General features: G+C 62.6%; 13 protein-coding genes. 8 read left to right on the forward strand and 5 right to left on the reverse strand.

Translation table 11 applies throughout. From position 1 onward, the window contains the following. Nucleotides 1-36: 36 nt before the first annotated feature. Nucleotides 37-1,602: a methyl-accepting chemotaxis protein gene (locus V7787_RS07615; RefSeq protein WP_064491416.1), complete on the forward strand. Its 1,566-nt coding sequence runs from the start codon at nucleotides 37-39 to the stop codon at nucleotides 1,600-1,602. Nucleotides 1,603-2,176: 574 nt separating this feature from the next. Here the strand turns inward: V7787_RS07615 and V7787_RS07620 are convergent. The 5 genes from V7787_RS07620 to V7787_RS07640 all read right to left on the reverse strand — a co-directional run bounded on the left by V7787_RS07620 (nucleotide 2,177) and on the right by V7787_RS07640 (nucleotide 5,548). Next, entirely contained in the window at nucleotides 2,177-3,061 is an 885-nt protein-coding gene (locus V7787_RS07620) for a pseudouridine synthase (protein WP_014591800.1), read from the reverse strand. Nucleotides 3,062-3,112: 51 nt separating this feature from the next. Continuing rightward, nucleotides 3,113-3,421 carry a hypothetical protein gene (locus V7787_RS07625; RefSeq protein ID WP_014591801.1) on the reverse strand — a complete coding sequence of 103 codons (309 nt, stop codon included), beginning with the start codon at nucleotides 3,419-3,421 and terminating at the stop codon, nucleotides 3,113-3,115. Nucleotides 3,422-3,486: 65 nt separating this feature from the next. Continuing rightward, entirely contained in the window at nucleotides 3,487-3,918 is a 432-nt protein-coding gene (locus tag V7787_RS07630) for a D-Ala-D-Ala carboxypeptidase family metallohydrolase (RefSeq protein ID WP_064491094.1), read from the reverse strand. A 108-nt stretch (nucleotides 3,919-4,026) separates the two neighbouring features. After that, on the reverse strand, nucleotides 4,027-4,266 hold the full coding sequence (locus V7787_RS07635) for a glutaredoxin family protein (RefSeq protein WP_010953106.1): 240 nt from the start codon (nucleotides 4,264-4,266) through the stop codon (nucleotides 4,027-4,029). Nucleotides 4,267-4,339: 73 nt separating this feature from the next. Next, nucleotides 4,340-5,548 (reverse strand): ammonium transporter, encoded by a 1,209-nt coding sequence (locus V7787_RS07640; RefSeq protein WP_064491093.1) that lies wholly within the window; start codon nucleotides 5,546-5,548, stop codon nucleotides 4,340-4,342. Between the two features lie 312 nt (nucleotides 5,549-5,860). On the opposite strand from V7787_RS07640, the gene V7787_RS07645 reads away from it, so the two are divergent. The 7 genes from V7787_RS07645 (at nucleotide 5,861) to V7787_RS07675 (ending at nucleotide 13,292) form a co-directional block, all read left to right on the forward strand. Then, nucleotides 5,861-6,175, forward strand: coding sequence for a DUF883 family protein (locus V7787_RS07645; protein WP_010953104.1), 315 nt, complete (start codon nucleotides 5,861-5,863; stop codon nucleotides 6,173-6,175). Between the two features lie 9 nt (nucleotides 6,176-6,184). After that, nucleotides 6,185-6,559 carry a phage holin family protein gene (locus tag V7787_RS07650; RefSeq protein WP_010953103.1) on the forward strand — a complete coding sequence of 125 codons (375 nt, stop codon included), beginning with the start codon at nucleotides 6,185-6,187 and terminating at the stop codon, nucleotides 6,557-6,559. Then, on the forward strand, nucleotides 6,556-6,885 hold the full coding sequence (locus V7787_RS07655; RefSeq protein WP_020192627.1) for a hypothetical protein: 330 nt from the start codon (nucleotides 6,556-6,558) through the stop codon (nucleotides 6,883-6,885). Before V7787_RS07650 ends, V7787_RS07655 begins: the two co-directional genes overlap by 4 nt. A 148-nt stretch (nucleotides 6,886-7,033) precedes the next feature. Next, on the forward strand, nucleotides 7,034-8,365 hold the full coding sequence (locus V7787_RS07660; RefSeq protein ID WP_014753953.1) for a deoxyguanosinetriphosphate triphosphohydrolase: 1,332 nt from the start codon (nucleotides 7,034-7,036) through the stop codon (nucleotides 8,363-8,365). Nucleotides 8,366-8,647: 282 nt separating this feature from the next. Further along, a complete protein-coding gene (locus V7787_RS07665) occupies nucleotides 8,648-9,265 on the forward strand; it encodes a response regulator transcription factor (protein ID WP_003248700.1) in 618 nt (205 codons plus the stop codon). Nucleotides 9,266-9,273: 8 nt separating this feature from the next. Next, nucleotides 9,274-12,906, forward strand: coding sequence for an ATP-binding protein (locus V7787_RS07670; protein ID WP_104887290.1), 3,633 nt, complete (start codon nucleotides 9,274-9,276; stop codon nucleotides 12,904-12,906). A gap of 41 nt (nucleotides 12,907-12,947) precedes the next feature. Beyond that, complete coding sequence (locus tag V7787_RS07675) at nucleotides 12,948-13,292, forward strand: YggL family protein (RefSeq protein WP_003248695.1); 345 nt, start codon at nucleotides 12,948-12,950, stop codon at nucleotides 13,290-13,292. Nucleotides 13,293-13,345: the final 53 nt, after the last annotated feature.

A 13,345-nucleotide genomic window follows, 5' to 3' on the forward strand; every position in this document is an offset into this window, starting at 1 on the left:
GCCGATACCTGTCGAAAGCCCTGCGGACTATCACCCATGCGTAACAACCAGCCGATTACCCAGAGAGAACGGACTTTCCCAGCCCAGCAGCGGTTGATCTCCACTACCAACGCCAAGGGTGTGATCACCTACTGCAACGATGCCTTTATCGAAATCAGTGGTTTCACCCGCGAGGAGCTGACGGGCGCACCGCACAACCTGGTGCGCCACCCCGACGTACCGCCTGCCGTGTTTGCCCATATGTGGCAAACCCTCAAGCAGGGCCAGCCGTGGATGGGTATCGTCAAGAACCGCTGCAAGTCCGGCGACCATTACTGGGTCAACGCCTATGTCACCCCCATTTTCGATAACAACCAGGTTGTCGGCTTCGAGTCGGTGCGGGTCAAGCCCACCGCCGAACAGATCCGCCGCGCCGAGGCCCTGTACCAGCGCATCAACCAGGGCAAGCCGCCGGTACCGCGTCGCGACAAGTGGCTGCCAGTGCTGCAGGACTGGCTACCGTTCATCCTGATCAGCCAGGTGGGCTTCCTGATCGGCAACTGGCTGGGTCATTCCTGGGGCTTTGCCTTGGCCGCAGGGCTTTCGGTACCGCTGGGCCTGCTTGGCCTGAGCTGGCAGCAGCGCGGCCTCAAGCGCCTGCTGCGCCTGGCCGAGCAAACCACTTCCGACCCACTGATCGCGCAGATGTTCACCGACAGCCGTGGCGTGCAGGCGCGCCTGGAAATGGCCATGCTCAGCCAGGACGCACGCATGAAAACCTGCCTGACGCGCCTACAAGACAGTGCCGAACACCTGAGCGAACAGGCACGACAGTCCGATGCCTTGGCGCACAAGAGCTCTTCGGGGCTGGAGCGCCAGCGGGTGGAGACCGAGCAAGTCGCCGCCGCGGTAAACCAGATGGCCGCCACCACTCAGGAAGTGGCCAACCATGTACAGCGCACCGCCGATGCCACCCAGGAAGCCAACCGCCTGACCAGCCAGGGCCGGCAGATTGCCGGAGAAACCCGCGAGGCCATCGAGCGCCTGTCGGCGGCAGTGGGCGAGACCGGCCAGACGGTTACGCAACTGGCCAAAGACAGCGACGAGATTGGGGGCGTGGTCGACGTGATCAAGGGCATCGCCGACCAGACCAACCTGCTGGCGCTGAACGCAGCCATTGAAGCGGCGCGCGCCGGTGAAATGGGCCGTGGCTTTGCCGTGGTGGCTGATGAGGTGCGACAGTTGGCCCAGCGCACCGCCGAATCCACCGGGCAGATCCACGGCCTGATCGCCAAGCTGCAACAGACCGCCAGCAACGCAGTGCTGACCATGGAAACCGGCCACCGCCAGGCACAGGAAGGCGTCGATCGGGTAATGCAGGCCGACGAAGCGCTGGTAGGCATCAGCGAAGCGGTGGCCAATATCACCGACATGGCCACCCAGATTGCTGCTGCAACCGAGGAGCAGACCGCAGTGGCTGACGAGATCAGCCGCAACATCAGCACCATTGCCGAACTGGCCGACCAGACCGCCGAACAGGCGCAGCACTCGGCACTGCTGAGCGAAGAACTGACCAGCACGGCGGGCAGCCAGTATTCGCTGGTGGAGCGCTTCAACCGCTGAAGCTCGAGACTTCCGCTGGGGATGGCACCGGCTCTGCCGGTGTTCGCGGGTAAACCCGCTCCTACAACGGCTGTGCCGAACCACCGATGCTGTGCCGGGCCGTCGATGCCTGTGTCGAACCACTGATGCGCGTCCACCCCGGTCCATGTAGGAGCGGGTTTACCCGCGAATACGGTAGCGGCGGCAACGGTGAACGGCGGGTGAAAATTGGCCAGCAGGCCCGGCCCTTTCGCGGGTGAACCCGCTCCTACAACGGCTGTGCCGAACCACCGATGCTGTGCCGGGCCGTCGATGCCTGTGTCGAACCACTGATGCGCATCCACCCCCGGTCCATGTAGGAGCGGGTTTACCCGCGAATACGGTAGCGGCAGCAACGGTGAACGGCGGGTGGAGATTGGCCAGCAGGCCCGGCCCATTCGCGGGTGAACCCGCTCCTACGACGGCCTGTGGCGAACCACCGATGCGTGCGTAGGAGCGGGTTTACCCGCGAATACGGTAGCAGCAGCAACGGTGAACGGCGGGTGGAGATTGGCCAGCAGGCCCGCCCCTTTAGCAGGCAAGTCCGCTTGCTGTGTTACCAGTCCAACCGCAAGCGGCTCTCGAAGTAGCGCTCTTCGCCACTCAGCGGGTCCTCGAAACGCAGGCTCTGCGCCAGCAGTTTCAGCGGCCGCTGGTAGTCATCCTCTTCGTTGAGCAATTGCGGATAGAACGGGTCATTGCTGATCCCTGCCCCCAAAGCCGCCATGTGCACACGCAACTGATGGGTCTTGCCGGTCACGGGCGACAGCCCATAGCGCCATCGCTCACCGTTCTTCTCCAGCACCTCGGCCAGGGTTTCACTGTTGGCCTCACCCTCCACCTCATGCATGCGGAAAAATGGCTCGCCATGCACCAGGCGGCTTTTGTGCACCAGCGGAAAGGCATGCTGTGGCATGGCAGCGGCAATGGCCTGGTAACGCTTGTCGATACGCCGCTCGGGGAACAGCCGCTGGTAGGCGCTGCGGCTGTGCGGGTTGGCGGAAAACAGCACAAGCCCGGCGGTGTGCCGGTCAATGCGGTGCAACGGCACCAGGTGCGGGTTGTCCAGGCGCCGGATCAGGCGGCGCAACAAGGTCTGCTCGACGTATTCACCGGTCGGCGTCACCGGCAGGAAATGCGGTTTATCGGCCACCACCAGGTGCTCGTCCACATGCAGCACCACCTCCTGCACCGGGATCGGCCGTTCGTTCGGCACTTCGCGGAAATAATGCAAACGCATGCCACGCTTGTAAGGCAGGTCGGCGGCAACTGCCTGCCCCTCGGCATCCAGCACCCGGCCACGGGCAAAGCGGTCAAGCCACTGGGCGCGGTCGATAGCCTTGAAATGATCACACAAGCAATCGAGCACCGTGACCCAGTTACCAGGTGGCAGGCACACCGTACTGGCTTGCTGGCGGGCGGGGTCGAAAGGCGTGGTCATGGCTGGGCTCGAGACGTTCATGGCCGCGCATTATCGCCCAAGCCCGCCCCCTCAACCAGCCTGGGCCATCGCCTCGCAGCGATCCTTCAGCCAGCGCAGTACTTGCACCGGCTCCCAGCGGCCAGGGTCGTAGAGTGCATAGAGCAACCCCTCATAGCCCACCACATCCAGCCCTCGGTGATAACCGGCCCGCTGGAACAAGGCCTCGATCTCGGCGAAGCAGGTATTGAAGTGGACTTTGCCGAACGGCGTGCAGTCGCCCGTCACCAGGCCTTCGAGGCGCAGTTCCAGAACGGCGTCAGCCACCCGATCCACGGGCATGCGGTTGACGCTGTACTTGAGTTGCTCGACATTGAGCATGGCTTCACCTCGATACTGTATTTATATACAGCATACGAACATCCCCTTGCTGCCGTCAATGCGCTTCATTGCAACCCCGCCAGGTAGCCGCTGCCTTTGCGCAGGGTCAGCACCTGCCTGCGTGGCGTGCCGCGCGTCACCGACAGATGCACCCATCTGTCGAATTCCAGGATCAGCTGATCGAAGGGCACCGCACTTTCGCTGATTCGCCGGACGGTCTCGCGCGGGCTGACCTCGATCACCGTGAAGTCCGCCGCCAGCCCTTGCACGTGCTGGCTATCGGAGGCGCCACCGATCAACCGATTGACCCTTTCACTGCGATACCCGCTGCTGATGATGATGGGCGCGTCGAACAACGCACGTACCTGTTCCAGCGCACCACACAGTAATTGCAGGTTGGCCCTGGCTTCGAGGGGCGGTGCATTATCGAACCCGTCGCGGGCGGCGAGCTGGGAAACGGTCATTTCATCGAGGGTGAAATGTGGAGTGATCAACATGGCGAGCTATTCCGATGATGGAGAAGGTTACCGGCGACGGTGCGCCTCCACCGGATCATCAGCTCGCTTCACAGATCATGGAGCAGGGTTGCAACTCCTCTGCAGCCATCATTGCCCAAGAAAGGCCACCACTTGTTCGGTATCGAACGGCCAGTGCAACTCGGCGCCGTTGTCACAGCGCCGCAGCACCGGAATGATCAGGCCATAACGCTCGAACAAAGGCTCGCTCTCGGCGATGTCGACCAGCTCTACCAGCAGGCCATGATCGACGAGAGGCATCAACACAGCCTCGGCCACTTCGCAGAGGTGGCAGCCGAGGGTGCCGAACAGTTGACATTCAGGCAGCATGTGGCAGGTCCCGGGTTGGCATACACAGAAGCCTATTCTAGGCGCGCCACGCCCACCCTGCACCTGACCTGGCTCAATCCTGGCTGGTAGCACCGATCCGGTGCAGCGACAGGTCCGCGCCCTGGAACTCCTGCTCATGGCTCAAGCGCAGGCCATGCAGCGCACGAATTGCTCCGTACACGGCAAAGCCACCGGCCAAGGCCACCAGCACGCCCATCAGGCTGCCCAGCAACTGGCTGACCAGGCTGACACCGCCCATGCCACCCAACGCCACCTGGCCGAACACGCCACAGGCGATGCCACCCCACACGCCACACAGACCATGCAACGGCCACACACCCAGGACGTCGTCGATTTTCCAGCGATTTTGCGCGGCGGTGAAGGTCCAGACAAACAGCGCCCCCGCCACCAGGCCGGTGGCGAGCGCACCCACCGGGTGCATCAGATCGGAACCTGCGCAAATCGCCACCAGCCCGGCCAGCGGGCCGTTATGCAGAAAGCCCGGGTCGTTGCGCCCGGCCAGCAACGCTGACAGGGTGCCACCCACCATGGCCATCAGCGAGTTGATCGCCACCAGGCCGCTGACGCCCTGCAAGGTCTGGGCACTCATGACGTTGAAGCCGAACCAGCCGATGATGAGGATCCACGAGCCCAGCGCCAGAAAGGGAATGCTCGATGGCGCAAAAGCCACCAAACGCCCATCGCGGTAACGCCCACGGCGCGCCCCCAGCAGCAGCACCGCCGCCAGCGCCAGCCAGCCCCCCATGGCGTGTACCACCACAGACCCGGCAAAGTCGTGGAACGGTGCGCCGAAGCGTGCCTGCAGCCAAGCCTGTAGGCCCAGATTACCGTTCCACACCACACCCTCGAAGAACGGATAGACGAACGCCACGATCAACGCCGTAGCGCACAACTGCGGCACGAACCGCGCCCGCTCGGCAATGCCTCCGGAGATGATCGCCGGAATCGCCGCCGCGAAGGTCAGCAGGAAGAAACACTTGACCAGCGCATAGCCATGGTCGACAGCCAGCGTTGCCGCCGGTTGGAAGAAGTTGACCCCATAGGCGATCCAGTAGCCTATAAAGAAGTAGACCAGCGCCGAGATGGCGAAGTCGCTGAGGATCTTCGACAAGGCGTTGACCTGGTTCTTGTGGCGCACCGTGCCCACTTCAAGGAACGCGAAGCCGGCATGCATGGCCAGCACCAGAATGGCGCCCATGAGAATGAACAGGGTGTTGGAACCGTGGACCAGAGAGTCCATAGCGCTGTGCATGTTTTCCATGAAATAGGCAGACCTGCTGAAAAAGGCACCAGGACAGTTCAAGAACCTGCATCCCTGCACCGAATCGGTGCCAGCCCCTACCCTGTTCAGGTGAGCGGGGTGAAGCCTGCGTGGTTTTTTCTTGGGTTTGTCGTGGATTGGGTTAAGGTTTATCGGTATCCGCTGCGCGGGCGCCCTGAATCGGCGCATAACCGGTCACAGGCGCTCCGCAACGTGGCAAAAACATAGCAAGGCCCATACCAGCAGCCGCACTTGAACCTTCCATGCGTGCTGTCACTCGAAGTACCAACACTCATCGACAGGGAGAGACCCATGGCCAGCAAATCGGCAAAGAATGCACAAGAGATATTGATGGCTGACTTCCAGGCCTTGGTGCGCGACACCGAGAAGCTGCTGGCCGACACCGCCAACCTGGCCGGCGACCAGGCCGACGAATTGCGCGAGCAGATTCACGAGCGCCTGGCCCAGGCCCGCGAAACCCTGCAACTGACCCAGGACTCGGTACGTGAACGCGGTCAGGCAGCGCTTGGCAGCGCCGAGCAGTACGTGCAGGAAAACCCGTGGCGGGCAATCGGCATCGCCGCCGGCGTCGGCCTGTTGATCGGTCTGCTGGCCAACCGGCGCTAAGGGGAACCCATGGAGAATGACGCCAACGGCGCCAGCGCTTCGGGCAAGCGCCTGGGCGCGGCCATGCTGGGGCTGCTGCACAGTCACATCGAGCTGTTCGGTATCGAGTTGCAGGAGCAGAAGGGCCGTACCTTGAGCCTGCTGCTGTTCGCCGGCCTGGCGCTGGTGTTCGCCCTGCTGCTGCTGACCGCGCTGTCCGGGCTGCTGCTGGTGCTGCTGTGGGACAGCTATCGACTGGCCGGTATCATTGGTCTGTGCGTGTTCTATGGCATTGCTGCACTGTACTGCGGCGTGCGCCTGAAGGCGGCGGTGTTCGACGAATCATCGCCCTTCGGCGCCACCCTCGACGAACTTGCCAAGGACAGGGAGCGCCTGTTGCCATGAGCCTGCCAGAACTGCCAAACACGCGTAACCCGCGCGAACTGCGCAAGGCGCTGCTGCGCCTGCGCATGGAAATGCACCGCCAGGAAATCCGTCATGAGTCCGGTCAGTTGCTTGAACCGCTGCGCCGCGTGCGCGGTATGGGCAGCTCGCTACATGAAGGCCTGGGTATCAAGCATGCGCCACTGTGGGGCATCGGTGCCGTGGTGGCGCTGGGATTTCTCACCGGCAAAGGCGTACGCAGCGGCAACCTGACACGCCTGATACGGTTGGGCAGCACCCTGTTGCCACTGGTACGCCTCTACCTGCAAGGCAGCCGCCGCCCCTGACCAGGGTTCGCCCCGGCAGAAGCAGCCTTGTGCTGCGAAGAGGCCCGTTCCATCGATACGAATGCATCGTGGGGCTGGCCTCTTCTTCGCAGCACAATGCGCTTCCTGCAGGGTATGCTGCTGCCTTCGAACGACAGGAGACCGCGCCTTGGACTGGCACACCTTGCTTACCCGCGAACGGCTGGGCAAAGCCCTGTACAGCGCCGATGAACTCGGGCGCAGCCCCTTCCACAAAGACCACGACCGCATCATTTTCTCCGGTGCCTTCCGCCGCCTCGGCCGCAAGACCCAGGTGCACCCGGTGTCGAGCAACGACCATATCCATACGCGCCTGACTCATTCGCTGGAAGTCAGCTGCGTCGGCCGCTCGCTGGGGATGCGCGTCGGCGAGACCCTGCGCGACAACCTGCCGGACTGGTGCGCCCCCAGTGACCTGGGGATGATCGTGCAGTCAGCCTGCCTGGCCCACGACATCGGCAACCCGCCATTCGGCCACTCCGGCGAAGACGCCATTCGCCACTGGTTCCAGCAGGCGGCCGGGCGTGGCTGGCTGGACGACATGAGCGATGACGAACGGGCCGACTTTCTCAACTTCGAAGGCAATGCCCAGGGCTTTCGCGTGCTCACCCAACTGGAATACCACCAGTTCGATGGGGGGACCCGGCTGACCTATGCCACCCTCGGCACCTACCTCAAGTACCCGTGGAGCGCCCGCCACGCCGACGCCCTGGGCTACAAGAAGCACAAGTTCGGCAGCTATCAGAGCGAACTGCCCCTGCTCGAACAGATCGCCCGCAAACTCGGCCTGCCGCAGCTGGAACACCAGCGCTGGGCGCGCCACCCGCTGGTGTATCTGATGGAGGCTGCCGATGACATCTGCTACGCGCTGATCGACCTGGAAGACGGCCTGGAAATGGAGCTGCTGCAATACGCAGAAGTCGAGGCGCTGTTGCTCGACCTGGTCGGCGAAGACCTGCCAGAAACCTACCGCCAGCTCGGCCCACGCGATTCTCGTCGGCGCAAACTGGCCATCCTGCGCGGCAAGGCTATCGAGCACCTGACCAACGCCGCCGCCCACGCATTCGTCGAGCAGCAGCAGGCGTTGCTGGCCGGGCAACTGCCGGGCGACCTGGTGGAACACATGCATGGCCCAGCCAAACGCTGTGTACTGCAAGCCAAGGACATGGCGCGCAACAAGATCTTCCAGGACAAACGCAAGACCCTGCACGAGATCGGCGCCTACACCACCCTGGAGATTCTGCTGAACACGTTCTGCGGTGCAGCCCTCGAGCAGCACGGTGGACGTACGCCATCGTTCAAGAGTCGCAGGGTGCTGGACCTGATCGGCAACAATGCGCCAGACCCGCATGCCTCGTTGCACAGCGCCTTCCTGCGCATGATCGACTTCATCGCCGGCATGACCGACAGCTATGCCAGCGAAATGGCCCGGGAGATGACCGGGCGCTCCAGCCCGACCTGAAACGCGTCGGTGCAGCGCAGGCTCGGCCAGGCGCTGCACCACGCTTGCAGGAAACTTCCTACACCAACGGGGGCCACACTAAACGGCACGAATAAAAACTAATGAAAAGTTACCAAAATCGCTTTGACAGCGAGTTAAGCACACCTATTCCGTAGCCCATTTTGTTTTATCTTGTAAGCCGTTTCCCATATAGGCCTAACAGCCATTCCTCGCACGCCTGAGGACTTCCAACTGCGATAAGGTGCCCACTGTCACCCTCAATCGACCGCAGGGAAGTTGAACATGCACTCCATATTTATCGTTGACGACCATCCGGTGATTCGCCTGGCCGTCCGTATGCTGCTGGAAAACCAGAATTACAAGATTGTCGGCGAGTCGGACAACGGCGTAGACGCCATGCAGATGATCCGCGAGAGCAACCCCGACCTGGTCATTCTCGACATCAGCATCCCCAAGCTAGACGGCCTGGAGGTGCTGGCCCGCTTTCAGAGCATGGCCCTGCCCTTGAAGGTTCTGGTATTGACCGCACAGTCCCCGGCATTGTTTGCCGTACGTTGCATGCACTCGGGCGCAGCAGGTTATGTCTGCAAACAGGAAGACTTGAGTGAACTGCTCAGTGCAATCAAGGCCGTACTGGCCGGGTATAACTACTTCCCCAGCCAGGCAATAAAAAACAACCAGACGACCGACAGCGACCTGCAACTTTTCCGCCAGGTAAATGACCGAGAACTGATGGTGCTTCAACTTTTCGCCCAAGGCCGCAGCAACAAGGAAATTGCCAAGGGCATGTTCCTCAGCAGCAAGACTGTCAGTACCTACAAGAAGCGCCTCATGCACAAACTGCAAGTCAATACGCTGGTCGATCTGATCGAGATGGCCAAGCGCAACGCGCTGGTCTGAACGTGGTCATGGCCCGAGTTATCAATCGCCTGCTGCTCGTCTTGCTGCTGCTCAGCGGCGCGACGCAGGCTGGCCATCGCGAAGCCGCGTCCTTTACGTTGCTGGCGCGCTCATCGGCCCGCCCCGTCCAGCCCGTGCTCACGCCCGAACAACGGCAATGGCTCGAAGGCCGGCAGGAACTGGTGCTGGGCACGTCGGCACCCGACTATCCACCGTTCGATATCACCGGTGGCGGCAACGACTACCAGGGCCTGACCGCCGAGTATGCAAACCTGATCGGCAAGGCCTTGCAGTTGCCAGTGAGGGTGCTGCGTTTCTCCAGCCGGCAGGCGGCGGTGGAGGCGCTCAGGCACGGTGATATCGACCTGCTGGGCAGCGCCAATGGCTACGAAGCGGCCAGTGACGGCCTGGCACTGTCGCGCCCCTATGCCGTCGACCAACCTGTACTGGTAACGCGTGAAGACGAAAACCGGGCACTGGACACGGACCTTGCCGGCATGCGCCTGGGCATGCTCTACCACTATTTGCCCAGACAAGAAGTACTCACCGCCTACCCCAAGGCCGAGCTGCTGGCCTTCGGTTCTTCCAGCCAGGCACTGAATGCTGTCGCGTTCGGGCAGGCCGACGTGTTCATCGGCGATACCATCTCCACGCACTACCAGCTCAACCGTGGTCATCTGCCCCGCCTGCGCATGGCCAACTTCGGCAAACACGAGGCCATCGGCTTCGGTTTTGCCTTGCGTCAGCAAGATACCGTGCTGCTGGACCTGGTAAACACCATCCTGGACAGGCAAAGCCCGGCCATTCGCTCCAGTATCTTCAAGCGCTGGAGCGCCGGCAGCGACCTGTTACTGAGCGATCGCCAACTGCAATTGAGCGCGGCCGAGCAGCAGTGGCTGGAGAAGCACCCCGTGATGCGCGTGGCAGCCGATGACGCGGCTGCCCCACTGTCCTACTTCGATGATTCGGGGCATTTCCGAGGCATCACCGCCGACCTGCTGGACCTCATTCGCCTGCGCACCGGGTTGCGTTTCGAAGTGCAGCGCGCCAGTGGCATTGCCGACATGGTCGCCCGCCTCAAGGATGGCCGGGCCGATGTCATCGCCGCACTGGCCAGCGCCGGCAAAGCAGGGGACGACCTGCAAATCAGCCGCCCCTATCTCGAAAGCGCCTATGTGCTGGTCAACCACAAGGACAACAATGCATTGAGTTCACTGGAGCAGTTGCAGGGGCATCGTATCGCCATTACCCGCTACAGCACCATGAACGCCATGCTGTCCCGGGACTACCCAAAGATAAGCTGGGTCGAGACCGAAAGCGCGTTCTACTCCATGGCGTTGCTCAACAGCGGGGCTGTCGATGCGGTGATCACCACCCTGATCGACGCCAATCACGCCTTGGCCAGCAACCCCGAACTGGTCATCCGCACCTCGGTCGGCAGCGAACCCGCCAATTTCGCCATGGCCACCATTGCCCCGTCACCGGCGCTGTTGTCGATCCTCGACAAGGCCTTGCTGAGCATCTCACCGGAGGAGCTGGGGGTAATCAACAACCGCTGGCGTGGCTTTGGCAGGCATGAGGATGACAACACAAAAGGCTACAGCCGCCTTGCCCTGCAGGTGGTGCTGGCCACGGCCGTGCTTTTGTTGCTTGCCCTGCTCTGGAATGCCCGCCTGCGCCTGCAGATTCGCCAGCGCCAGCGCGCCGAACGCGCGCTGAACGACCAGTTGGCATTCATGCGCGCCCTGCTCAACGGTACGCCCCACCCCATGTATGTGCGCGACCGCGAGGGTTGCCTGAAAAGTTGCAACTACAGCTACCTTGAAGCCGTGCAGGCCCGCTCCGATCAGGTGATCGGCAAAAAACTCAAGGACAGCCTGTTTGCCGATTCCGAGCAGGCTCGGCAGATCCAGGCGGATTACCAGAAAGTCATGGCGGCGGGTTCACCACTGATCAAGGACCGTCCATTACGGATCAAGGGCCGGGACCTGACCATCTACCACTGGATCCTGCCGTACCGCGACTCCCTGGGTGAGGTGCAGGGCATCATCGGCGGCTGGATCGACATCAGCGAACGCCGCCAACTGGTCCTGGAGCTGCGCCAGGCCAAGCAGCAGGCCGACGATGCCAACCGGGCCAAGAGCACGTTCCTGGCGACCATCAGCCACGAAATCCGCACCCCGATGAATGCCGTCATCGGCATGCTGGAACTGGCGGTCAAGCGCGCCGACCAGGGCCGGGTGGACCGCAGCGCGCTGGAACTGGCACACCATTCGGCCAAAGACCTGCTAGGCCTGATCGGTGACATTCTCGACATCGTGCGCATCGAGTCCGGGCACTTGTCCCTGGCCCCGGAGGTGGTCGACCTGGCGGCGCTGGTCGAATCGGTGGCGCGCATTTTCGATGGCCAGGCGCGGCAGAAAGGCCTGGCCCTGGAGGTGCAGATCGCCCCGGCCGCACGCTGCCATGTCCTGCTTGACCCGCTGCGCTTCAAGCAGGTGCTGTCCAACCTGGTGAGCAATGCCATCAAGTTCACCGAGCACGGTCAGGTGCGCATCTGCGTCAGGCTGCTGGATGACGGAACCAGCACACCAGCCGTACTGGAGCTGGAGGTGCGCGACAGTGGCATCGGCATCCACCCCGACGACCTGCAGCGCCTGTTCAACCCGTTCATCCAGGCCAACCCGCACAGCCAGGGCGCCCGCGCAGGTACCGGGCTGGGCCTGGCCATCTGCCGCAACCTGTGCGAAATGATGGGCGGCAGCCTGTCCATGAAGAGCCTGGAGGATGTCGGTACCCAGGTGCGCCTGAAGATGCCGCTGCAACGGGTGGATGGCGCAGAGCAGCCCAAACCGCTGCCCGAGCAGCTCGACGTGCCCGACCCACGGCTGAACGTGCTGGTCATCGATGATCACCCGGCCAACCTGCAACTGATGGCGCAACAACTTGGCTACCTGGGCCTGGAGCACGCCAGCGCCCGCGATGGGCAGGAAGGCCTGGCGACCTGGCGGGAAGGCGACTTCGATGTGCTGGTACTCGACTGCAACATGCCGCACATGAACGGTTACCAGCTGGCGACTGCCGTGCGTGCCGAAGAACGCCATGGCAAGCGACCACCCTGCACCATCCTCGGCTATACCGCCAACGCACAGCCGGAAGTACGCCGCAAGTGCCTGACCGCCGGCATGGACGACTGTCTGCTCAAGCCCATCAGCCTGAGCACCCTCAGCCAGCGCCTGGCTGGCATTCGCCCGCGCCGCCAGCAACGCCCCCGACGCAAGCTGTACCAGCTGGACGGCCTGGCCGCCGTGGTCGGGCCTGACCCGGTTGACCGTCAGCGCTTCCTGGTAACCTTGCATCAGAGCCTTCAGGCCGACCTGGCCAGCCTGATGGCGCTTCACCCGCAACACGACAGCGGCGCCATTGCCGAGCAGGCCCACAAGGTGCTCAGCGCCGCGCGCATGCTGGAAGCCCCTGACCTGATGGCGGCGTGTGAAGCCCTCGAGGCCAGCGACTTGCCCATTGCCCAGGTGCGCCTGCGGCGCCAGGCACTGGCACGGCATATGTGCCGAGTGGAACGTGCCCTGGCCAAGGAATTGGCCACAAGCACGGATACTCAGGCAGGCAACCACACGTGTTAACTGGTAGACTGCGCGGCGTTATTACCTAAGAGGATTGTTTCATGGCCACAAACCGCTCCCGTCGTCTGCGCAAGAAGCTGTGTGTCGACGAGTTTCAGGAATTGGGCTTCGAGCTGAACCTGGAATTCAAGGAAGATCTGGATGACCAGGCAATCGATGCTTTCCTCGACGCGTTCCTGGAAGAAGCCATGGACGCCAACGGCCTGGATTATGTAGGCGGTGACGATTTCGGCCTGGTGTGCTCGGTCAAACGCGGCTCGGTCAGCGAAGAACAGCGCGCTGCCGTTGAAGCCTGGCTCAAAGGCCGCAGCGAACTGACCAAGATCGAAGTCAGCCCGCTGCTGGATGCCTGGTACCCGGAAAAGCCTATCAACAAGGCTGAGTGATACTTGTCAGCTTCGGGCTGAAAGGTTGATTGCTGAAAAGGCCACCCCATTCG

The organism is Pseudomonas sp. CGJS7, assembly GCF_036961695.1.

What these genes read in the sequence shown, in the direction of transcription:
- V7787_RS07635 (WP_010953106.1), bottom strand. Translation starts at nt 4,266, where the DNA reads ATGCTGCCTGAATGTCAACTGTTCGGCACCCTCGGCTGCCACCTCTGC.
- V7787_RS07615 (WP_064491416.1), top strand. Translation starts at nt 37, where the DNA reads ATGCGTAACAACCAGCCGATTACCCAGAGAGAACGGACTTTCCCAGCC.
- V7787_RS07650 (WP_010953103.1), top strand. Translation starts at nt 6,185, where the DNA reads ATGGAGAATGACGCCAACGGCGCCAGCGCTTCGGGCAAGCGCCTGGGC.
- V7787_RS07655 (WP_020192627.1), top strand. Translation starts at nt 6,556, where the DNA reads ATGAGCCTGCCAGAACTGCCAAACACGCGTAACCCGCGCGAACTGCGC.
- V7787_RS07670 (WP_104887290.1), top strand. Translation starts at nt 9,274, where the DNA reads ATGGCCCGAGTTATCAATCGCCTGCTGCTCGTCTTGCTGCTGCTCAGC.
- V7787_RS07640 (WP_064491093.1), bottom strand. Translation starts at nt 5,548, where the DNA reads ATGGAAAACATGCACAGCGCTATGGACTCTCTGGTCCACGGTTCCAAC.
- V7787_RS07645 (WP_010953104.1), top strand. Translation starts at nt 5,861, where the DNA reads ATGGCCAGCAAATCGGCAAAGAATGCACAAGAGATATTGATGGCTGAC.
- V7787_RS07665 (WP_003248700.1), top strand. Translation starts at nt 8,648, where the DNA reads ATGCACTCCATATTTATCGTTGACGACCATCCGGTGATTCGCCTGGCC.
- V7787_RS07625 (WP_014591801.1), bottom strand. Translation starts at nt 3,421, where the DNA reads ATGCTCAATGTCGAGCAACTCAAGTACAGCGTCAACCGCATGCCCGTG.
- V7787_RS07675 (WP_003248695.1), top strand. Translation starts at nt 12,948, where the DNA reads ATGGCCACAAACCGCTCCCGTCGTCTGCGCAAGAAGCTGTGTGTCGAC.
- V7787_RS07620 (WP_014591800.1), bottom strand. Translation starts at nt 3,061, where the DNA reads ATGACCACGCCTTTCGACCCCGCCCGCCAGCAAGCCAGTACGGTGTGC.
- V7787_RS07630 (WP_064491094.1), bottom strand. Translation starts at nt 3,918, where the DNA reads ATGTTGATCACTCCACATTTCACCCTCGATGAAATGACCGTTTCCCAG.